General features: G+C 71.6%; 19 protein-coding genes and 1 tRNA gene. 4 read left to right on the top strand and 16 right to left on the bottom strand.

What is annotated here, in order from left to right:
* Positions 1-209: 209 nt before the first annotated feature.
* Positions 210-917, top strand: coding sequence for a membrane protein insertase YidC (gene yidC, locus CG736_RS26205; protein WP_100588632.1), 708 nt, complete (start codon positions 210-212; stop codon positions 915-917).
* On the opposite strand, the gene CG736_RS26200 is transcribed toward yidC, so the two are convergent.
* The 10 genes from CG736_RS26200 to CG736_RS26155 all read right to left on the bottom strand — a co-directional run bounded on the left by CG736_RS26200 (position 887) and on the right by CG736_RS26155 (position 10,368).
* Positions 887-1,930, bottom strand: coding sequence for an adenosine deaminase (locus CG736_RS26200; protein WP_100588631.1), 1,044 nt, complete (start codon positions 1,928-1,930; stop codon positions 887-889). The two genes, yidC and CG736_RS26200, sit on opposite strands and share 31 nt — an antisense overlap.
* Positions 1,931-2,001: 71 nt before the next feature.
* Positions 2,002-2,787 (bottom strand): hypothetical protein, encoded by a 786-nt coding sequence (locus CG736_RS26195; RefSeq protein ID WP_100588630.1) that lies wholly within the window; start codon positions 2,785-2,787, stop codon positions 2,002-2,004.
* 113 nt (positions 2,788-2,900) lie between these two features.
* Complete coding sequence (locus CG736_RS26190; RefSeq protein WP_198520623.1) at positions 2,901-4,181, bottom strand: DUF445 domain-containing protein; 1,281 nt, start codon at positions 4,179-4,181, stop codon at positions 2,901-2,903.
* 68 nt (positions 4,182-4,249) lie between these two features.
* The gene (locus tag CG736_RS26185; protein ID WP_100588725.1) at positions 4,250-5,575 is read right to left on the bottom strand and encodes a nucleotide sugar dehydrogenase; all 1,326 of its coding nucleotides are present in this window, start codon (positions 5,573-5,575) and stop codon (positions 4,250-4,252) included.
* Positions 5,576-5,624: 49 nt separating this feature from the next.
* Entirely contained in the window at positions 5,625-6,827 is a 1,203-nt protein-coding gene (locus tag CG736_RS26180) for a glycosyltransferase family A protein (protein WP_100588629.1), read from the bottom strand.
* A gap of 61 nt (positions 6,828-6,888) precedes the next feature.
* The gene (locus CG736_RS26175; protein ID WP_100588628.1) at positions 6,889-7,857 is read right to left on the bottom strand and encodes an ATP-binding cassette domain-containing protein; all 969 of its coding nucleotides are present in this window, start codon (positions 7,855-7,857) and stop codon (positions 6,889-6,891) included.
* A gap of 15 nt (positions 7,858-7,872) precedes the next feature.
* A complete protein-coding gene (locus tag CG736_RS26170; RefSeq protein WP_369880498.1) occupies positions 7,873-8,706 on the bottom strand; it encodes an ABC transporter permease in 834 nt (277 codons plus the stop codon).
* The gene (locus CG736_RS26165; RefSeq protein ID WP_100588627.1) at positions 8,699-9,502 is read right to left on the bottom strand and encodes an ABC-2 family transporter protein; all 804 of its coding nucleotides are present in this window, start codon (positions 9,500-9,502) and stop codon (positions 8,699-8,701) included. Before CG736_RS26165 ends, CG736_RS26170 begins: the two co-directional genes overlap by 8 nt.
* Before the next feature lie 82 nt (positions 9,503-9,584).
* Complete coding sequence (locus CG736_RS26160; protein ID WP_100588626.1) at positions 9,585-9,887, bottom strand: co-chaperone GroES; 303 nt, start codon at positions 9,885-9,887, stop codon at positions 9,585-9,587.
* A 139-nt stretch (positions 9,888-10,026) separates the two neighbouring features.
* Positions 10,027-10,368 (bottom strand): DUF3618 domain-containing protein, encoded by a 342-nt coding sequence (locus tag CG736_RS26155; protein WP_043914136.1) that lies wholly within the window; start codon positions 10,366-10,368, stop codon positions 10,027-10,029.
* Positions 10,369-10,521: 153 nt separating this feature from the next.
* Between CG736_RS26155 and bcp the strand changes: the two genes are divergently transcribed.
* On the top strand, positions 10,522-10,995 hold the full coding sequence (gene bcp, locus CG736_RS26150) for a thioredoxin-dependent thiol peroxidase (protein WP_100588625.1): 474 nt from the start codon (positions 10,522-10,524) through the stop codon (positions 10,993-10,995).
* A gap of 72 nt (positions 10,996-11,067) precedes the next feature.
* Here the strand turns inward: bcp and CG736_RS26145 are convergent, their stop codons facing one another.
* Positions 11,068-13,431, bottom strand: a complete 2,364-nt coding sequence (locus tag CG736_RS26145; protein ID WP_232734198.1) for a chitinase C-terminal domain-containing protein — start codon at positions 13,429-13,431, stop codon at positions 11,068-11,070.
* A gap of 290 nt (positions 13,432-13,721) precedes the next feature.
* On the bottom strand, positions 13,722-16,010 hold the full coding sequence (locus tag CG736_RS26140; RefSeq protein WP_100588624.1) for a glycosyl hydrolase family 18 protein: 2,289 nt from the start codon (positions 16,008-16,010) through the stop codon (positions 13,722-13,724).
* Positions 16,011-16,214: 204 nt separating this feature from the next.
* On the opposite strand from CG736_RS26140, the gene CG736_RS26135 reads away from it, so the two are divergent.
* Positions 16,215-16,298, top strand: a tRNA-Leu gene (locus CG736_RS26135).
* 72 nt (positions 16,299-16,370) lie between these two features.
* Here CG736_RS26135 and rdgB read toward each other — a convergent pair.
* The 4 genes from rdgB to CG736_RS26115 form a co-directional block, all read right to left on the bottom strand.
* Positions 16,371-16,976 carry an RdgB/HAM1 family non-canonical purine NTP pyrophosphatase gene (rdgB, locus tag CG736_RS26130; protein ID WP_100588623.1) on the bottom strand — a complete coding sequence of 202 codons (606 nt, stop codon included), beginning with the start codon at positions 16,974-16,976 and terminating at the stop codon, positions 16,371-16,373.
* A 26-nt stretch (positions 16,977-17,002) separates the two neighbouring features.
* Positions 17,003-17,398, bottom strand: a complete 396-nt coding sequence (locus CG736_RS26125) for a hypothetical protein (RefSeq protein ID WP_189273426.1) — start codon at positions 17,396-17,398, stop codon at positions 17,003-17,005.
* A 131-nt stretch (positions 17,399-17,529) separates the two neighbouring features.
* Positions 17,530-18,255 carry a ribonuclease PH gene (gene rph, locus CG736_RS26120; protein WP_100588621.1) on the bottom strand — a complete coding sequence of 242 codons (726 nt, stop codon included), beginning with the start codon at positions 18,253-18,255 and terminating at the stop codon, positions 17,530-17,532.
* 125 nt (positions 18,256-18,380) lie between these two features.
* Complete coding sequence (locus CG736_RS26115; protein WP_014135942.1) at positions 18,381-18,614, bottom strand: glucose PTS transporter subunit EIIB; 234 nt, start codon at positions 18,612-18,614, stop codon at positions 18,381-18,383.
* A gap of 364 nt (positions 18,615-18,978) precedes the next feature.
* Between CG736_RS26115 and CG736_RS26110 the strand changes: the two genes are divergently transcribed.
* Positions 18,979-20,271 (top strand): PTS transporter subunit EIIC, encoded by a 1,293-nt coding sequence (locus CG736_RS26110; RefSeq protein WP_100588620.1) that lies wholly within the window; start codon positions 18,979-18,981, stop codon positions 20,269-20,271.
* Positions 20,272-20,453 lie beyond the last annotated feature (182 nt).

Genomic DNA, 20,453 nt, shown 5'->3' with positions numbered 1-20,453 from the left:
CTGTAGGCACTGAGCCTCCGTGCCCCGTCAGGGGCGCATGGGGGCACCTCCCGGCCCGCCAGGGCTGGGGAGAACTGCGCGAGCAACCCACCACTGCCGTCGACTTCCGCTGCGCCCGCCGCGCCCCGTGGCTCCCGCGGAAGAGGCCCCCTCTGTCGCGTCCGCCCTCCGTGCACCGTCCCGTCCGCACACACCCGGAGAGCCGACCCATGTCGATCCTGAGCGTCCTCGACCCCGCAGTCCGTCTCGCCCACGCCGCCGTCGCAACCCTCGCAGGCGTCATCCCCACCGCAGCGGCGATCGTCGTCTTCACCCTCGCCGTCCGCGCCGCCCTGCACCCGCTCGCCCGCTCCGCGGCCCGCGCCGAACGCGCCCGTACCCGCATCGCGCCCCAGGTCGCGAAACTGAAGAAGCGTCACGCGAAGGACCGTGACCGCCTGGCCCGCGAGCTCCTGGCGCTGAACCGCGCCGAGGGCGTCTCCCCGTTCGCCGGTCTGCTGCCGGCCCTGTTGCAGGCGCCGTTCTTCTCGGTGATGTACCGCCTGTTCACCACCGCCCCGGGCAACCTGCTGGACGCCACCCTCGCGGGCGTCCCGCTCGGTACGCACCCGGCGGCCGCCCACGCCCCGGCCCAGTTCGCCGTGTTCGCGGTCCTCGAGGCGGCGCTCCTCGCACTGGCCTGGTGGAGCGTCCACCGCGCCGAGCAGGCCCCGGCGCCCGACGGGGCTCCCGCCGGTCTCGGGCTGCTGCGCTGGCTGGCGTTCGGCACTCCGCTGTTCGCCCTGCTGCTGCCGCTGGCCGGCGGTCTCTACCTGTTGACGAGCACCGCCTGGACGGCGGCCGAGCGCTGGTTCCTCACCCGCCCGACCGACCGTCCGGCGCGGGCTCAGGCGGTGGCGCCCCAGCCCGCCAGGTAGGCGTCGATCTCGCCGGTCAGCCGTCGCTTGCCCGCCAGGTCCAGGAAGGAGGCTTCCACCGCGTTGCGGGCGAGCGCGGCGATCCCGGTCTCGTCCAGGCCGAGCAGCTTCGCGGCGACGGCGTACTCGGTGTTGAGGTCGGTGCCGAACATCGGCGGGTCGTCGCTGTTGACGGTGACCAGCAGCCCGGCGTCGACCATCTGCCGGATCGGGTGGTCCTCGATCCGCTCGACCACCCGGGTGGCCAGGTTGGAGGTCGGGCAGACCTCCAACGGGATCCGGTGTTCGCCGAGGTGGTCGACGAGCGCCGGGTCCTTGACGGACTGGGTGCCGTGGCCGATGCGTTCCGCGCCGAGCACCCAGATCGCGTCCCAGACGGTCTCCGGCCCGGTGGACTCGCCGGCGTGCGGCACGCTGTGCAGACCGGCCGCCCGGGCCCGGTCGAAGTACGGCTTGAACTGCGGGCGGGGCACGCCGATCTCGGGGCCGCCGAGGCCGAAGGAGACCAGTCCGGCGGGCGCCAGGTCGAGGGCGAGCCGGGCGGTCTCCTCGGCGGAGGTCAGTCCGGCCTCGCCGGGGATGTCGAAGCACCAGCGCAGGACGACGCCGAGTTCCCTCTCGGCGGCCAGCCGGGCGTCCTCGATCGCCTCCATGAAGGCGACGTCGGGGATGCCCCGGCGGGTCGACGAGTAGGGCGTGACGGTCAGTTCGGCGTAGCGGATGTTCTGCCGGGCCATGTCCTCGGCGACGCCGTAGGTGAGGGAGCGGACGTCCTCGGCGTCGCGAATCAGGTCGACGACGCTCAGGTAGACCTCGATGAAGTGCGCGAAGTCGGTGAACGTGAAGTACTTCGCGAGCGCCTCCGGGTCCGCCGGGACCTCGGTGCGCCCGGCGTACCGGGCGGCGAGTTCGGCGACCACCCGGGGCGAGGCCGAGCCGACGTGGTGCACGTGCAGCTCCGCCTTCGGCATTCCGGCGATGAACGCCTCGATCCCCTGGACTCCCTCGGCCATGGCACGCTCCCGTCTACTCACCCGGATCCGGACAGACCTCGCATGCTAACCCGCCGGAGTGGACGGCGGTGTCACCACTTGGCGGTGATCTTCTGGAGCAGCGCCCGCGCCTGGGCGCGGCCTTCGAAGACCTGCTGGTCGGGGGCGAGGTCGACGAACACCCACACGGTGAGCGCCCCCTTGCGCGCGGTGATGGAGGAGTACGGCCGCGGCGGGGTCGTGGTGCCGTCGTCGTCGTGGTAGACGGCCAGGCCCTCCTCCGAGAACACCTCGTCGGCGCCGGGCACCTTGGGCGACTCGATGTCGTGCGCGGAGGTGGTCTGGGTGCCGCTGTCGTCCTTGTAGTCGGGGCAGCGCCTGATGTCGGCCGCCCACTTCGCCATCTCCTGGTGCGCGGCGTCGGCGGTGGTGGCCTGCGAGGCGCCGCTGGTGCCCCAGAGCTGGCTGCCGTCGGGGCGCTGCACCCGCACGAACCGGTTGGTGTAGGCGACCAGCGTCTTGTCCGGGCCGTCCTCCTTGTACAGGCAGGACTTGTCCATCGTGAACTTGGCCAGGCTGGTGTCGTCGTCGATGCGGGTCTCGAACCCGGCGCCCCAGTCCGCGGGGGTCAGCGCGAGCTTGTCGGTCCTGGCCCGGGCGGCCGCGTCGCCCCCGGTGACGGCGCTGCTGCTGGGCTTTCCGCTCGCCTTGCCGCTGGGCTTCGCGGACGTCGTGGCCGACGCGGACGCCGTCGGCGACGCGCTCTGGCCGGTCGCCCCCGTGGCGGCCTCGTCGTCGTTGCAGGCCGTCAGTACCAGTCCGGCCGCGGCCAGTGCGGCGATGCGCAGTCCGAGCGTGCGTGCGTGAACCGTCTTCACGGTCAACTCCCCCATGGAATACCCGGCTTCGGCCCCCCTGGCCGCGCCGACCGGTCGATCACCCTACCGAAAGGGTCGGACACCGACCCGCCGGGGGCGGACCGGACGGTTCGTCAGCCGCCGAGCGCCGTGCTGACGGTGTGGATGAGCAGGCCGGCCAGCGCGCCGACCACGGTGCCGTTGATCCGGATGAACTGGAGGTCGCGGCCGACGTTGGCCTCGATCTTGCGGGAGGCGTCGTCGGCGTCCCAGCCGGCCACCGTCTCGGAGATCAGCGAGGTGATCTCCTGCCGGTAGGTGGAGACCACGTACTCGGCGGCGTCCAGCAGCCAGCCGTCGGTCTTCGCCTGGAGTTTGGCGTCGGTGGCGAGGCGGCGGCCGAGCGAGCGCAGGCCCGAGGTGATCCGGCGGCGCAGCTCGCTGTCCTGGTCCTCGGCGGCGTTCATCACCAGGGTGCGCACCGCCGACCAGGAGGAGGCGATCAGGTCCTGCACCTCGGGGCGGGCCAGCAGGTCGGACTTGGCGCGTTCGACCCGGGCGATGGTCTCCGGGTCGTGCTGGAGTTCCTGCGCGAAGTCGGCGAGGAAGTTGTCGAGGGCGCCGCGCGCGGGGTGCTCCGGGTCGTCGCGGACGTCGGTGACGAAGCGCAGCAGTTCCTTGTAGACGCGTTCGCCGACCTGGTGGTCGATGAACCTGGGCGTCCAGCCGGGGGTCTTGGCGGTGACCCGGTTGACCACGTCGACGTGGTGCTCGACCAGCCAGTCGCGGGCCCGCACCGCGACCAGGTCGACCACGCCCTTGTGCCCGCCGTCGGCGACGATCCTGCCGAGCAGCCGGCCGGCGGGTTCGGCGACCGAGGTGGCGGCGGCCCGCCGGGTGATCGCCTCGGCGACCACGGCCTGCACGTCCTCGTCGCGCAGCACCGCGAGGACGCCCCGCAGCGCGGCGGCCGCCTCGTGGGTGACGCGTTCGGCGCTGCCGGGCGCGGACAGCCACTCGCCGAGCCGCCGGGCCACCCCGATCCGGCCGAGCCGGGCCCGGACCACCGGCGCGGACAGGAAGTTGTCGCCGACGAAGTCGCCGAGCGAGCGCCCGAACGCGTCCTTCTTGGTCGGGATGATCGCGGTGTGCGGGATCGGCAGCCCGAACGGGCGGCGGAACAGCGCGGTGACGGCGAACCAGTCGGCGAGCGCGCCGACCATGCCGGCCTCGGCGGCGGCCGCCACGTAGCCGGCCCAGCTGCCCGCGCCGGCCGCGCCCGCCCAGGTGGCGAGCGCGAAGACGACCGTGGCCAGGCCCAGCAGGCCGGTGGCGATGGTCTTCATCCGCCGTACGCCCTGCCGCTTGGCCTCGTCGGCGGCGGTGAAGCTGACTCCGGGTGCCGTCTCGTCCACACTCACCCCGCCAGATTCGCACACGAGTCGCAGGAAACGACTGCCGCCCCGCAAATCCGCCCGGGCCGTCAGGCCGCGCCGGCTCCGCCCCCGCCTCCGCCCCCGCCTCCGCCTCCGCCGAGGACGATCCGCCGGACGCCCTCCCAGCGCGCCGGGTCGGTGACCCGCCGGCCGTCGAGCAGCACCTGCACGCCCGGGAAGTCGACGGCGCCGAGGTCCCGGTACTCGGGGTGGTCGGCCTGCACGACCAGCGCGGCGGCGGGCTTGCCGTCGTCGGGCGGCAGGCCGAGCGCGGCGAGCTCCTCCGGCGTGTACAGCGGGTCGCTGACGCCGACCACGGCGCCCGCCGCCCGCAGCGCCTCGACCAGCGGGAACACCCCGGAGACGGCGGTCTCCTTGACCCCGCCCCGGTAGGACGCGCCGAGCACGGTGACGGCCACCCCGTCCAGCGGGCCGAGCGCGCCCGCCAGCAGGCCGACCGCGTACGCCGGGACCTGCTCGTTGGCCTCCCGGGCGGCGCGCACCACGGTCGCCTCCGGGTCGTTCCACAGGTACAGCCGCGGGTAGACCGGGATGCAGTGCCCGCCGACCGCGATGCCGGGCCGGTGCAGGTGGCTGTAGGGCTGCGAGTTGCAGGCGTCGATCACCTCGACGAGGTCGACGCCGATCCGGTCGGCGAGCCGGGCGAACTGGTTGACCAGCGCGATGTTGACGTCCCGGTAGGTGGTCTCGGCGAGCTTCGCGAACTCGGCGGCCTCCGCCCCGCTCAGCGGCCACACGCCGTTGCCGCGCGGCAGGTCGGGGCGCGGGTCGAAGTCCAGCACCGCCCGGTAGAACTCCACGCCGCGCCGCGTCGACTCCTCGTCGATGCCGCCGACCAGCTTGGGGTAGCGCCGCAGGTCGGCGAAGACCCGCCCGGTGCGGACCCGTTCGGGGCTGAACACCAGCGCGAAGTCCCGGCCGGCGGTCAGCCCCGAGCCGGCCTCCAGCCGCCGGGCGAACCGGCCGCGCACGGTGCCCACCGGCAGCGTGGTCTCGTAGCTGATCAGCGTGCCGGGCCGGAGCCCCGCGGCGACGGCGTCGGTGGCGGCGTCCAGCAGCGCGAAGTCGGGCCGGCCGGCGGCGTCGGTGAGCAGCGGGACGACGATCACCACCGCGTCGGCCACGGCGGTGGCGGCCACGGTGTCGGTGGTGGCGTGCAGCCGCCCGGCGGCGACGGTCTCGGCGAGCAGCTCGTCGAGGCGGGCCTCGCGGGGGAACGGCGGCCGCCCGGCGGTGACGGCGGCGACCACCGCGGGCGCGATGTCGGCGCCGGTGACCCGGTGGCCCTTGGCGGCGAACTGGACGGCCAGCGGCAGGCCGATCTTGCCCAGTCCGACCACGCAGATGTGCAGCGCCGTCACTCGGTCGCCTTCCTCTTCGGCAAAGGGTCGTGTCGCTGCGTCACCGGGCGGCCCGCAGCGTTCCGGGGCGGCCGCGCAGCACCCGCCGGGTGCGGCGCAGGACGCGGCGCACCGGGGCGGGGACCAGCCGCCGCCAGCCGGTGGGTCCGGGGGCGCGGCCGGTGTCGAACAGGGTGTCGGGCAGGCCGAGCCGCCGGTCGCGGTACATCGGGTAGCGGGCGTACAGCCGGCCGCCGCGGCGTTCGACGGGGGCGGGGCCGTGCTGCCGCTCCCAGTCGATCAGCTCGCACAGGGTGGCGAGTTCGCCGCGCCGGGCGAGTGCGAGGCGCAGCCGGGCGGGCACCGGCACGGCGCCGAACACGCCGGGCGAGCAGTGCCGGTCCAGCAGCCGGCCGATCTCGCCGAGGATGCGCCGCTGCATGGCGGGCGGCTCGGCGAGGAACTGCTCCTGCAGCAACTGCGGGACGTCCCAGCTGAAGTAGCGCTCCCGGACGGCGTCGCGGACCGGCCCGGGCCGGGTGCCCCGCTCCAGCACCTCCTGGACGGCGTCCATGGCGCGCAGCCGGTCGATCGGCCCGGCCCGGTGGGTGACGTTCGAGCGGTCCTGCCGCAGCACCAGGTGGTAGTAGTCGTAGTCGGCGAGCACGGACACCTTCCGGGCGTTCAGCAGCGCGCCGAGGGTGAACGGCTGGTCGGAGCAGACCGGCAGGTCCTCGCGGCGGCGCAGGCCGTGGCTGAGCACCAGGGAGCGGCGGAACATCTTGGTGTCGGCGAGCGCCCAGGCGAGCGCGGAGTCGGTGAAGCCGACCTGTTCGACGGTGCGCTCGAAGATGCCCTGCGGGACGACCCGGCCGTTCTCACCGACGAGCTTGGGGATCAGCACGTCGGACTGCCAGCGGTCGGCGGTGTCGACCATCCGCTCCAGCGCCTCGGGGCCGAGCCAGTCGTCGGCCCCGAGGTACATCAGGTAGCGGCCGCGGGCCAGGTCGGTGCCGCGGTTGGTGGGCTTGGCGGGCCCGCCGGACGCGGGCTGCCGCACGGTGCGCAGCAGTCCGGGGTGGGCGGCGGCGAACCGGGCGAGCTCCTCGGTGCTGCCGTCGCTCGACCCGTCGTCGACGGCGACCACTTCCATCCGGGCCTCGCCGATGGTCTGTTCGACCAGCGAGGTCAGGCAGTCGGTGAGGTAGGGCATGGTGTCGTGGACGGCGATCACCACACTGACGTCCGGTTCGTGCTCGGTCACGAGATACCAACTCCCGTACCGACCGTTCGGTCACCTCCCCCAACCCGATCGAGTGAGCGGGTCAGGCCACCGGTTCGCCCGCGGCGCCGGCGTAGATCCGGGCGATCACGTCCTCGATGGCGGGTTCGCGCACCGACAGGTCGACCAGCGGGTAGCGCTCGGCGACGGCGGCGACCAGCGGCGCGGCGCTCTGCCGGGCCGGGAACGCCAGCCACTGCCGCGGACCCTCCACCTTGACGGTGCGCACCCCGGGCAGCTCGATCGGCGGGTGCGGGCCGGCCAGGTCGACCACCAGGGTGCGTTCGCTCCCGCCGGCCGCGTGCAGTTCCTCCAGCGGGCCGTCCAGCACCAGCCGGCCGTGGTCGATCACCATCACCCGGCCGCACAGCTGCTCGATGTCGGTGAGGTCGTGGGTGGTGAGCAGCACGGTGGTGCGCTGCTCCCGGTTGGTCTCGCGGAGGAACTCGCGGACCTTGGTCTTGCTGATCACGTCGAGCCCGATGGTCGGCTCGTCCAGGTACAGCACGCTCGGGTCGTGCAGCAGCGCGGCGGCGAGGTCGCCGCGCATCCGCTGGCCGAGCGAGAGCTGTCGCACCGGGGTGTCCAACAGCGCGCCCAGGTCGAGCAGTTCGACGCACCGGTCGAGGTTGGTCCGGTAGCGGGCGTCGGGGATCCGGTAGATCCGCCGGGCCAGTTCGTAGCTGTCGCGCAGCGGCAGGTCCCACCACAGGGTGGTGCGCTGGCCGAACACCACGCCGATCCGCCGGGCCAGCGCGGCCCGCCTGGCCGCGGGGTCGACCCCGGCGACCCGCAGCCGCCCGCCGCTGGGCACCAGGATGCCGGTCAGCATCTTCACCGTCGTCGACTTGCCCGCCCCGTTCGGCCCGACATAGCCGACGCACTCCCCCTCCTCGACCTGGAAGGTCAGCCCGTCCACGGCCCGCACCTCACGCTTCTCGCGCCGCCAGCGGCCGTTCCTGGTACGGACGGTGAACGTCCGCCGGACGTCCTCCACCTCGATCACCGCCACGGTCCTCTCCCTCTCTCAGCTTCCGGTGGAGCGGTACGCGCGCAGCCCGGCCCGCCAGGCCAGTCCCGCGGCCAGCACGCACAGCGCGGCCGCGACCGGCGACGCGAACCGGAACGCGACGGGCAGCCCGAGCGGGTCGGGCCGGTCCAGGATGTGCAGCGCGGGCAGCCAGTTGACGAACGCCAGCGGCACCCCGAACACGGTGCCCGCGACGACCTCCTTGGCGAACACCGTCGGCGGGTACTGGAGCATCGTGGAGCCGCCGTAGGTGACGGAGTTCTGCAGTTCGGCGGCGTCGCCCCACCAGAACTGCACGCAGGAGCAGCCGACGAAGACCGCGCAGAAGATCACCGTCCCGCACAGCAGCAGACCGGGCACCATCAGCACCCGGTCCCAGGTCCACCGCACGTCCAGCGCGGTGAGCGACCAGCCGAGCACCGCGAACCCCTGCACCAGCCGGCCCAGCCTGCGCAACGAGAAGCGCTCCGCGGCGAGTTGGGCCAGTGCGGGGGCGGGCCGGATCAGCATGGTGTCCAGCGTCCCGGAGCGCACCCGCTCGCCCAGCCCGCTCACCGAACCGACCAGCAGGTTGGCCGCGCCCAGCGCCACCGAACTCGTCCCGTACAGGAACCCGGTCTCGGCGAGCGTCCACCCGGCCAGCTGCCGGGTGTGCCGGAACATCAGGATCAGCACCGCGAAGTCCAGGAACGTGATCAGCACGTTCGCGGCCAGGCCCAGCAGGAACGACGTCCGGTAGGTCAGCATCGACCGGCCCCACATCGCGGCGATCAGCCACCACGACCGCACCGCCCAGCCCGCCCGGGCGGCGAGCGACTCGGTCTCAACCACCCTGCACCACCACCTTGCGCACCGCGAGCGCCTGCGCCACCCGACCCAGCATCAACAGGGCAGCCGCCCAAGCCAGTTGGAAGCCGTAGAGGGTCAACAGGCTGTACCCGGTGCGCCGTTGCAGCAGCACGTCGGCGGGCAGCTGCACCATCGCCGAGAACGGCAGCACCCGGGCCAACTCCCCGAGAGCGCCCGGGAACAGGGCCAGCGGCAGCAGCATCCCGGAGAAGAACATCGACAGCACCATCACCGCCGCCCGCACCCCCTCCGAGTCGTGCAGCCAGAAGCCCGCCAGCGAGACCAGGAACCGCACCCCGAAACTCACCACCACCGCCAGCACCACCGCCAGCAGGAACTCCGCCCACACCAACGGCTCGGACGGCAACGCCAGTTCGAACACCAGCGCCCCCAGCGCCAGCGGCACCGCGCCCCTGGTCAGCAGCTGGAACCCCGCCCGCCCCAGGTCCGTCGCCAGCCACCACCCCTGGAAGTCCACCGGCCGGTACAGGTCGATCGCGATGTCCCCGCTCCGGAACCGCGCCTGCACGTCGTCCTGGAACCCGCCGCCCCACACCGCGACCGTCACCAACAACGCCTGACTGATCCAGACGTACGTCACCGCCTGCCGCGCGTCGTACCCCCCGAGCCCCGGCCTCGCCTGCCACAACGCGAGCATCGTCGACGCCAGGATCCCCCCGAACACACTGTTGGTGACCACCCCGGCCACCGTCGCGGCCCGGTACGTCGAGTACCGCCGGAACGCACCGCGGGCGACGGCTGAGTAGACCCCGAGCATTTCGTCGCGTCCTTTGTCTTGTTGTGCGACAGCAGGCGGACGCGCAACCGGGGGCGCGTGGGGGCACCCTGGTTTCGTCCCCCTACAGGTACAGCCCCGTCGACCCCTCAAGATCCCCGAAGCGGCCCGCCGCCACCGCGTGCAGGTCGCGTTCCCGGAGCAGGATGTACGTCGCGCCGCGGACCTCCACCTCCAGCTTGTCCTCCGGGTCGTAGAGCACCCGGTCGCCGGGCTCCACCGAGCGGACGCTCTGGCCGACGGCCACCGCCTCGGCCCAGGTGCAGCGGCGGGACAGTTCGGCGGTGGCGGGGATCAGGATGCCGCCGGTGGAGCGGCGTTCGCCCTCCCCGGTCTCGGTCCTGACGAGGACCCGGTCGTGCAGCATCCGAATCGGAAGCTTCTCCCCGAGCCGGTCGTGTCTGCTCTGCGCGTCGTTCTCACTCACGCTCCGACCGTACCGGACCGCGGAAACGGCGGGGTCCCGGGCACCGAAACCCGGGACCCCGCCGTCCGCGGGAGCCGTCTCAGCCCTTGCGGCGCCGCTTCGCGGACGCGACGAGCAGCACCACGCCGATGCCGACCAGCGCGACCGGCACGATCCGCTCGGGCCGGGGCCGCCCGTCCTCGTCGACGAACTTCGACGTGACCTGCTCGACGGCGCCGCTCGCGGCGACGTACGCCTTGCCGGCCTTCTGCTCGACCGCCGCCCGCAACTTGGCCTTGGTCTGGGCGGCGACGGTGGCCGGGTGCACGCGCATGGCGAGCTCGTCGAGGGTCGCGGCGAGCCTGTCCCTGGTCCCGGCGATGTCCGCCTCGATCTGGGCCGTCGTGCGCGGTGCCGACGTGTCCTTGCTGCTCGCTGCCACTGGGGCCACCCCTTCTCTGTTACCGCTAGGTACGTCTCTGCACCGACAGTCTGTCAGCTCGCCGTCGCGCTCGCGCAGCGCCACCCACCAACGGAGGTAGGTTGGCTGGCAGCACGAGATCCCCGTCCTGGCTCAGAGGAGAGAAGCACCATCGTGAGCGAGCGCCTGCAGGCGGGCGACACCGCCCCCGCCTTCACCCTGTCCGACGCCGACGGCAACCAGGTGTCGCTGGCCGACCACCTGGGCCGCAAGGTGATCGTCTACTTCTACCCGGCGGCGCTGACCCCGGGCTGCACCAAGCAGGCCTGCGACTTCACGGACAACCTGGAGGTCTTCGCGGGCGCGGGCTACGACGTGATCGGCATTTCGCCGGACAAGCCGGAGAAGCTCGGGAAGTTCCGCGAGAAGGAGGACCTGAAGGTGACGCTGCTGTCCGACCCCGAGCACCGGGCGCTGGAGGCGTACGGCGCGTACGGCGAGAAGATGAACTACGGCCGCACCTACCAGGGCGTGATCCGCTCCACGGTGATCGTGGACGAGCAGGGCAAGGTGGAGCGGGCGCTGTACAACGTCCGGGCCACCGGCCATGTCGCGAAGCTGCTGAAGGACCTGAAGGTCGGCCAGTAGCCGACCGCACGGCAGCGGTGGCGGCCGACCCCCCGACCGGGTCGACCGCCACCGCCGTTCATGGGCTCGGGATCAGCAGGTCCCGAGGTCCGTCCAGACGCCCCAGGCGCCGCTCAGCGACGGGTCCTCGCCCGCGGTCCACCACTTGTTCTGGTAGTAGTGGCCCTTCCACGACACCTTGGTGACGGTGGCGTAGGTGGTCCCGGCGTTCCAGCTCGGCGCGCCCGAGCAGGTGCCGGCGGACGCCGACGGCGAGGCCGACTGCGAGGCCGAGGCACTGGCGGAGGCCGACGCGGACGGCGAGGCCGACTGCGAGGGCGAGGCCGAGGCGGACGCCGAGGCGGACGCGGAGGCCGAGCTGCTCGGCGACGGCGAGCCGGTACCGGCGGTGGTGCCGCGGGTGTAGTCGCCGGCGATGCCGTACAGGGTGCCGCCGACGTTGACGGTCCAGTTGGCGGGGGTGGAGACCGGCAGGTAGTAGACGAAGGCGACGTCCACCGAGGCGCCGGGCGCCAGCGACTGCCAGGTCGGCAGCTTCAGCGAGACGCGGTTGTAGGTGCCCTTCAGGCCGCCGATGTTGTTGCCGGTGTGGTCGGCCCGGATGACCTTGGAGCCGAAGCCGGACTGGTCGGCGGCGTTGCTGGGCGCGGAGTTCGAGTAGTCGAACTGGAACTCGGTGCCGCCCGGCAGGGTGACGGTCGAGTTGTTGACGATGTGGATCTTCGGGTTGATCGGGTAGTTGTTGTCGCCCAGCGCGAAGTTGGTGAACGACACGTCGATCGGCAGGGTCTGCTGCGGCAGCGCGATGGTGGAGCGGGTCGCGCCGTACGCCGAGGCCGACTTGAACTTGTCGTACAGCAGCGACGTCATGGTGTTGCCCTGGACGTACTCGCCCTTGCCGCCGTTGGCGGTGGCGTCCCACTTGTAGTCGCCGGCGAGCTCCCAGATCATCGCGCCGCCGACGCCCTGGTTGACCACGTAGTCGGCCTTGGCGCCGATGGACTGGTCGTCCTCGGTGGAGAGGAAGACCTTCTTGTCGGCGTTCCACAGCCACGGCGAGGCCAGGGCCGCGCTGTAGTTGCGGGAGTAGCTGCCCTTGAGCGAGGTGTCGCTGACGCCGTACTTGGAGAGGTAGTCCGGCACGACGCCGTTCTCCAGGTTCTTGGCGTGCCACATCGGGTTGGAGCCGGCCGGCGACTCCTTGCCGTTGTCGTCCAGGTCGTGCCAGATGTTGTCGATGCCGACGGCGCCGTCACCACAGGTGGTCAGGCCGGAGCCGGCCGGACAGTTGGTGGTGGAGGCGGTGCCCCACAGGCCGTTGGTGCCGCCCTGGACGTTCTGGAAGCCGCGGGTGTAGTACGGCACGCCGAGGTTGATCCGGCCGGCCGGCATCGCGCCGCGGAAGTAGTGGACGGCCCAGTCGCCGTTCAGGTAGCCGATCCCGCCGTACTGCGAGGTGCCGTACACGTTGGCGGCCGCCAGCTCGGCGTCCTTGCCGTCGTCGTACAGCGCGGCGTTCGGGCCGACGTACTTGTTCCACGCGCCGTGCAGGTCGTACGACATGATGTTGACGTAGTCCAGGTACTGGGTGACCTGGAAGGTCTCCATGCCGCGCAGCAGGTAGCCCGAGGACGGGGCGGCGACCGACAGCAGGTAGTACTTGCCGTCGGCGGCGGAGGCCCGGTCGAGCTTCTCGCGCATGGTCTTCATCAGCGCCGCGTAGCCCTTCATCAGGGACGCGCGCTTGGCGTTGGAGATGGAGTAGTCGAGCGGGTTGCCCGCGTCCTTCATCGAGGTCGGGTACTCGTAGTCGAGGTCGACGCCGTTGAAGCCGTACTTCTTGACGAAGTTGACGGCGGAGTCCGCGAAGGTGTTGATGCCGGCCTGGTTGACCGACCCGTCCGCGTTGACGGTCATCGAGTAGAAGCCGCCGGAGTTGACCCGCTTGCCCGAGTCGTCGAAGTAGCCGCCGGTCTCGGCCCAACCGCCCACCGAGACCATGGTCTTGACGTTCGGGTACTGCTTCTTGTACTTCGTCAGCAGGTTGAAGTGGCCCTTGTACGGGAGCGACGGGTCCATCTCCGCGCCGGCCACGCCCGGGAAGGTCATCCCGGTGGAGGCGTTGTTCGGGCCGTCGGTGCCCACCGAGAGGGTGTTGTCACTGGCGACGTGCGCGAACGCGTAGTTGAGGTGGGTGACCTTGTCCCACGGGATGTTGTTCACCAGGTAGGCGGGCGTGCCGTCCTTGCCGGTGCGCCAGCTGGTGAAGTAGCCGATGACGCGGCGCTGGTGGTCGGCGCCCATCTGCTCGCGGCCGTTGGTGTCGTAGACGTTGCAGTAGGGGACGTCGACGCCGGGCGTGGTGTACATGCCGTCGGGGCGGCACGCCTGGTTGTCGACGGCGGCTGCGGACGGCGCGACGCCGAGCGTGCCCATGAGCAGGCCCGCCAGCCCCGCCGCCGCGGTGGCGGCGAACGCCACCTTGCGGCCGGTCTTGTGACGGCCGGCAGCGGTGGGGCGCTGCGCCGTGGTGTGTCGAATCAACACTCGGTCCTCCGGGAGAGAGTGTCGCGTGCACGCCCGTGGGAGGGCATGCACATGTGGGGGAAGTTCCGCCGAACTTAAAAGGTCTGGACCACCCGCGTCAACAGGTCTGTACCAACTTGGCAAGAAAGGCCGAACCGTCCGCACTCGGACGATCCGGCCTTCCCCAGGGAGAGTTGACGCTACTTCATGCTTCCGGTCATCGCGTTGACCAGCGTTCCGGACGGGTCGTCGCCCTCCAGCGAGTAGGCGAAGATGCCGCCCAGACCCTTGCCGGTGGCGTATGCGCCGCGCGCCGCGATGGCCTGCGGGGTGTCGCCCGTCCACAGGTTGGCGCCGTCGTAGATCCACGAGCTCTGGGTGGTCGGGTCCCAGTGCACGGTGGAGCCGGTGGTCTTCCCCGCCGCCGCCAGCTCCTTCCAGAACGCCACGCCGGCGGTCTGGCTGGTGCTCTGGGCGCCCGCCGGGCCGGTCGCGGCCCGGTACAGGCCGTAGGTGGAGCCGGCCTGCACGCCGGTCCAGCCGCGGAAGTAGAACGGCACGCCCAGCGCCAGCTTCTTCGCCGGGAACCCGCCCTTGATGCCGTACTCGGGGGCGCCGGTCAGGTAGGCGTTGACCGCGTTGTCCACGGTGTACTTCTGGGTGCCCGGGGCGACCACGTTGCTCGGGTCGTTCGGGCTGTCGTACAGCGGGTCCTGGAGGTTGGTCGGACCGGTGGCCTCCCAGGCGCCGTGCATGTCGTAGGACATCACGTTGCCGTAGTCCAGGTACTTCCCGATCTGGTCGGTCTGCAACAGCGCGATCTTGTCCTGGCCGCTCGGCAGCGCGGCGGTGAGCAGGTACTTCTTGCCGACGGTCTGCCCGTAGGCGTCCAGCTGGTTGCGGAACTCGGCCAGCAGGGCGGTGAAGTTGGCGGTGTCGGCCGCCGCGTAGTGGTTGCCGGTGTGGCCGCCCGCGGAGGCCGGGTACTCCCAGTCGATGTCGATGCCGTCGAAGACGCCCATCGCGGCGGCGGCGCCGCCGGTGATGTCGCCCTGGATCGAGGGCAGGTTGCCCTTGATGAACATGTCGATGCAGGAGGAGACCAGCTTCTTGCGGGAGGCGTCGGTGGCCGCCGCGTCCGAGAAGTACTTCGAGTAGGTCCAACCGCCCAGCGACATGGTGATCTTGAGGTTCGGGTACTTCGCCTTCAGCTCCCGCAGCTGGTTGAAGTTGCCCTTCAGCGGCTGGGTCCAGGCGTCGGTGGTGCCGTCCACCGAGATGTCCGAGGTGTAGCCCTTCTGGTAGTCCGCGAACGCGTCGCCCGCGCCGTCGCCGGCGCTCGGGTTGTTGTCGTTGGTGTCCGCGGCCTTGATGGTCTCGAAGCAGCTCAGCGTGGACGGGTTGATGTTGGCGAACGCGTACGTCATGGTGTTCAGCCCGCTCGCCGCGCCGGTGGCCGCCATGGTGGACGGGTAGTACTTGTTGCCGTAGATCCCCCACTGCGCGAAGTACGCCGACTTCAGCGGCCCGGTGGCGGCCGCCCCGGTGGTGACGGTGACCGGCGCCGAGTACCCGCTGCTGTGGCCGTCCTTGTCGTAGCCCTGCACGGTGAAGGTGTAGGCGGTGTTCGGCAGCAGCGAGGAGACCGTCACCGAGGTGCCCATCGAGGTCGCGGTCTGCACGCCGCCGGAGAAGATCCGGTACACCGCGCTGTTGCCGTTCTGCGCGTTGTCGGTGGAGGCGTTCCACTTCAGCGTCACCGCGGTGTTCGCCACGCTCGCCGTCAGCCCGGTCGGCGTGGTCACCACCCCGTCCCCGCCCGGCGACCCGGTCGCGGAGGAACTGGCCGACGGCGAGGCGCTGTTGCTCGGCGAGGCGGACGCACTGGCCGAGGGCGACGCCGAGCCGGACGGACCCGTGCTCGCCGACGGGCCGGTGGAGCCCTGGCCGCCGGGGCCGGTGAGGGTCAGATCGTCCGCGTAGTACGTGCCCTGACCGTACCAGCCGTGGGTGTAGACCGTCACCGAGGTGGTCGCCGCCCCGGTGGTGAAGGTGGTGCTGCGGTTCACCCAATCCGTGCTGGAGCCCCAGGAGTTGGTGTCGGTGGTCCCGGTGCCGGTGACGCCCAGGTAGGCGTAGTTGCCCTTCAGCCAGCCGCTCAGGCTGTACGTGGTGCCCGGGCTGACCGCGACGGTCTGCGAGCACTGCGCGGTGTCGGACGCGGAGGCCGCCGCCTGCAGCGCGTAGCCGCCGCCGTGCGGGGCGGTGGAGGTGGTCGAGCCGAGGCCGCCGGAGCAGCTCCAGCCGGTCGTCGCGCCGGTTTCGAAGTCGCCGTTGGCCAGCAGGTTGACGGTGGCGGCCGAGGAGGCGCCGCCGATCACGGTGACCAGTCCGGCGGCTCCGACCACCAGTGCGGTCGCGGTCGCCAGCGCGGTGCCGGTCCTCGACGGACGTCGGCCGGGGCGGCCGACGGGTGCGCGTTCGGGCATGGGTCGCTCCAATGTTCGCGCCCGGCAGGGGGACCGGACGCCGTGGGGGAGGAATGACGCGGCGCGAACGTACGTGGTCTGGACCACACTGGTCAATAGGTCTGTACCAATTCTCAGCCGGCTCCGGCGCGGCCCGAACGCCGCCCGAAAGGGTGGTGCACGCCGAGGTGACGGACAAGTAGCATGACGGGGAAGTCACTGCCTGCGGTCTTGGCGGAATTGGCAGACGCCCGGGTTTTAGGTGCCCGTGAGAGCAATCTCGTGAGGGTTCGAGTCCCTCAGGCCGCACCGGAGTTCAGATGCGCGCGAGGCCCGCCCGGAGCATTCCGGACGGGCCTCGCGCGCGTTGTTCCCGCTGCCTCAGCCGAGCAGTTCGGCGACCACCGGGGCGAGCGAGCGGAACGCCTGGCCGCGGTGGCTGATCGCGTTCTTCTCCTCGGCGCTCAGCTCGGCGCAGGTCCGGCTCTCGCCGAGCGGCTGCAGGATCGGGTCGTAGCCGAAGCCGCCGCTGCCGGCCGGCTCGGTGCGCAGCGTGCCGTGCAGCCGGCCCTCGACCACCCGCTCGGTGCCGTCGGGCAGCGCGAGCGCGGCGGCGCAGGCGAAGGACGCGGCGCGGTGCTCGGCCGCGATGTCGCCGAGCTGGGCGAGCAGCAGGTCCAGGTTGGCCTTGTCGTCGCCGTGCCGGCCGGCCCAGCGGGCGGAGAAGATGCCGGGCGCCCCGCCGAGCACGTCCACGCACAGCCCGGAGTCGTCGGCGACGGCCGGCAGCCCGGTGGCGCGCGCCAGCGCGTGCGCCTTCAGCAGGGCGTTCTCGGCGAAGGTCACGCCGGTCTCCGGAACGTCCGGCACCTCGGGGAAGGCGTCCGCGCCGACCAGTTCGACGTCCAGTCCGGCCGCGCCGAGGATGTCGCGCAGCTCGGCGACCTTGTGCTGGTTACGGGTGGCGAGAACGAGTCGCTTGGTCATGCCGCAAGCCTAACCACCCGCAGTGCTCAGCCCGTGCACACCTTGCTGACCCGCCCGGCGGCGTCCCCGAGCGGCCCGAGGTCGGGCGTCTCGTTGTTGTCGACGGCCTTCTGCACCTTGTCGACCTGGGTCTGCAGGTCGCCGACGGCCTTGGCCAGGTCGGCGTCGCTGGAGTTGCGGCCGATCTTGTCCAGGTCGCCCTTGATCTTCTGCACGGCCTTGCCGGCGGCGACCGGGTCCTTGTCGGCGTTGTTGTAGGCGCTGCCGAGCTGCGCCACGTCGGTGGAGAGCTGGACCGCGGTGTTGGCGCAGCTCACCGCCTTCTCCGCGGCGGAACAGCTGACCGCGCTCAGCGGCAGGATCAGCACCATCGCGGCGACGGCGAGCGCGGTGGTGCGGTTGATGCTGAGCGGCTGCTGCATCGGCGAGTCCTCCAGGAGGGTGTGCGGGCTCACAGCGAACGTTAAGGGTCTGCCCGCGTGCCTGTACAGCACACGCGGGCCGGCCCTCCGCTTCTGACGGCCGTTCAGCCCACCGCGGTTCCCGGGACGGGTTACAGCTCCAGGGCCTTGCGCTGGATCTCGTCCAGCTCGGCGCAGCCCAGGCTGCCCAGGTCGAGCAGCTGGTTGAGCAGGTCGCGGTCGAACGGCGCGCCCTCGGCGGTGCCCTGGACCTCGACGAAGCGGCCGTCGGAGGTGCAGACGATGTTCATGTCGGTCTCCGCCCGCACGTCCTCCTCGTAGCGGAGGTCGAGCATCGGGACGCCGTCGATGATGCCGACGCTGACCGCGCTGACCCCGCCGGTGATCGGCTGGCCCTTGGCGCGCAGCAGCTTCTTCTCGCGGGCCCAGGAGACCGCGTCGACCAGCGCCACGTACGCGCCGGTGATCGCCGCGGTGCGGGTGCCGCCGTCGGCCTGGAGCACGTCGCAGTCCAGCACGATGGTGTTCTCGGCGAGCGCCCGGTGGTCGACCACGGCGCGCAGCGAGCGGCCGATCAGCCGGCTGATCTCGTGGGTGCGGCCGCCGATCTTGCCGCGCACCGACTCGCGGTCGCCGCGGGTGTTGGTGGCGCGCGGCAGCATGGCGTACTCGGCGGTGACCCAGCCCTCGCCGCTGCCCTTGCGCCAGCGCGGGACGCCCTCGGTGACGCTGGCGGTGCACAGCACCTTGGTGTCGCCGTAGGAGACCAGGACGGATCCTTCGGCGTGCTTGCTCCAGCCCCGTTCGATGGTGACGGGGCGGAGCTGGTCGGGGGTGCGGCCGTCGATGCGTGACATGCGAACGAGCGTATCCCGTCCGGGTCGCCGTCCCGCCCCCGTCCCCGGACCCGCCCCCGGACGTGCGACGGCCCGCCGCCGGCAGCGTGCCGGGGGCGGGCCGTCGGGGCCGGCGGGGGCCCGTCTCACATCATGTCTTCGATCTCGGCGGCGATCGGGTCGGCGTCGGTGCCGATCACGACCTGGATGGCCGTGCCCATCTTCACCACACCGTGGGCGCCGGCCGCCTTGAGGGCCGCCTCGTCGACCTTGGAGGCGTCGTGGACCTCGGTGCGCAGCCGGGTGATGCACCCCTCGACCTCGTCGATGTTCTCGATACCGCCGAGACCGGCGACGATCTTCTCAGCCTTGCTGGCCATGGTCTTTCTCCCTCTGTCTCGGCGCGTCGGCGGTCGGTCGCCGGGTGCCGTCCTGCGTGTGCGGTGGTACCGGCCGGAAGTGAATCGGGATCAGTCTGCCGCGCCTTCCGACGGCGCGACCAGCATCACCCGATTCCGGACGATATGCCATGTTGGTCCACGTTCGGACCAGCTCCGCGCGCGGTCCGCTCCGGGGCCGCCCGAGGATGACGATCACCGGGTACTCGAACCCGGCGGACCGCCCCTGGCCCAGAACTGGTCTACACCAATCGTAGGTGTACTCCGACAACGCCGGACGGTCCACCGGTGTTCCTGGCCCACCCGCGGACGGACCGGGACCGGACGGAAGCACGGAGGCCGACGAATGAGTTCAACGGGCGCCACGGCCAACCAGAGCACCTGGTGGCACACCTTCTACGGCGGCCTGCAGAAGATGGGCCGCAGCCTCCAACTGCCGGTCGCCGTGCTGCCTGCCGCCGGCATCCTCACCCGGTTCGGCCAGGACGACATCTTCGGCAAGGACGGCCTCGGCTGGGACCGGGTCGCCACGGCCATCGCCGCCGCCGGCGGCGCGCTCCTCGACCCGGCCCTCGGCCTGCCGCTGCTGTTCTGCATCGGCGTGGCGATCGGCATGGCCAAGAAGGCGGACGGCTCCACCGCGCTCGCCGCGGTGGCGGGCTTCCTGGTCTACTACGCCGTCCTGCGGGCCTTCCCGAAGGCCTGCCCGGCCCCCTCGGTACTGGAGCAGACGGTCTGCATCGACTTCGAGGCCAAGACGGCCGTGAAGGTGGACTTCCAGAACCCCGGCGTGCTCGGCGGCATCCTGATGGGCCTGTTCTCGGCCTGGCTGTGGGTGCGCTACCACCGGGTCAGGCTGGTCGACTGGCTGGGCTTCTTCAACGGCCGCCGCCTGGTCCCGATGATCACCGCCCTGGTCGGCCTGCTGTTCGGCTCGCTGATGGTGTGGATCTGGCAGCCGATCGGCACCGGGCTGGCCGACTTCTCCAAGTGGCTGTCCGACCTGGGCGCCGGCGGCTCCGGCATCTTCGGCGTCGCCAACCGGGCCCTGCTGCTGGTCGGCATGCACCAGCTGCTGAACACCTTCGTCTGGTTCCAGTTCGGCACCTTCACCAACCCGCACACCGGAAAGACCGCCACCGGCGACATCGGCCGCTTCCTGGCCGGCGACCCGACGGCCGGCCAGTTCCTCTCCGGCTTCTTCCCGATCATGATGTTCGCGCTGCCCGCCGCCGCGATGGCCATCGCCGCCTCCGCCAAGCCGCACCGCCGCAAGGAGATCTACGGTCTGATGACCTCGGTCGCGCTGACCTCCTTCGTCACCGGCGTCACCGAGCCCATCGAGTACTCCTTCGCCTACGTGGCCCCGCTGCTGTACGGCATCCACGCCCTGCTCACCGGCGCCTCGATGGCCGTCACCTGGGGACTCGGCGTCCACGACGGCTTCAGTTTCTCGGCCGGCCTGATCGACTACGTGATCAACTGGAACCTGGCCACCAAACCCTGGCTGATCATCCCGATCGGCCTGTGCTTCGCAGCGGTCTACTACGCGGTCTTCAGATTCGTGATCGTCAAATTCGACCTGAAGACACCAGGACGCGAGGACGAGGGCGAGATCGAGGACCCCACCAAGGCCTGACGAATTCGCCCCGAACGCCCCCGGTGGGAGACAATTCCCGTCCGGGGGCGCGGTGTTGTCCGGCGCCCGACGGGGCGTCGGCCGATCCGGGGTTTCCGCTCCGCCCGCCGGAGGCGACCTTCGGAGGCTTCCGGAGCCTGTTCGGCGCGTGCTAGAAACGGGACCGGGCCACCAGTGGTCTA

This window comes from Kitasatospora sp. CB02891 (assembly GCF_002803145.1).
GTDB lineage: Bacteria > Actinomycetota > Actinomycetes > Streptomycetales > Streptomycetaceae > Kitasatospora > Kitasatospora griseola.
Note: the sequence above shows the minus strand (reverse complement) of the source record. Positions and strands in the feature narration are given on the sequence as shown.